At 57.5% G+C, this 515-nt stretch carries 1 protein-coding gene; it reads left to right on the forward strand.

Annotated elements, in window-relative coordinates; translation table 11 throughout:
- A partial coding sequence (locus NGM28_RS28520; protein WP_252092554.1) for an IS5 family transposase occupies window positions 1-515 on the forward strand: 515 nt, incomplete at both ends.

Raw genomic sequence — 515 nt, forward strand, 5'->3', positions numbered from 1 at the left:
GAAAAAAGGGGGCCTGACGAGCCTGCCGATCACGCTTTAGGTCGCAGCCGTGGCGGCCTGACTACCAAGATCCACATGCTCTGCGACGCCAACGGCGTGCCGTTACGTTTCCTTCTTTCTGGCGGGCACGCCAGTGACATCACCTACGCCCAGCCACTGTTGGACGAGGTGAGCATTCCATCCAGCCAACCTGGTCGCCCACGCAAACGCTGCAAATGGTTGCTCGCCGACAAGGGTTACGACGCCGAAGCACTACGTCGTTACTGCGATCAATATCGAATGCAGCCCGTCATCCCGAAGCGCTCAATGAAGCGCAAACCCAAGCCTGGCTTACCGAGACTGTTTGACCGGCCCAAGTACCGACAGCGCAACATCATCGAGCGCATGTTCGGCTGGCTGAAAGAGAACCGTCGGATCGTGACGCGCTTTGACAAGCTTGCGAAAAGCTACGCCGCCATGGTTTCACTGGCTTGTTCCATGCGGTGTCTGCGACACCTTTTTTCATACAGAGCCTA

The sequence above is a fragment of the Pseudomonas sp. MWU13-3659 genome (genome assembly GCF_023757525.1).
GTDB lineage: Bacteria > Pseudomonadota > Gammaproteobacteria > Pseudomonadales > Pseudomonadaceae > Aquipseudomonas > Aquipseudomonas entomophila_E.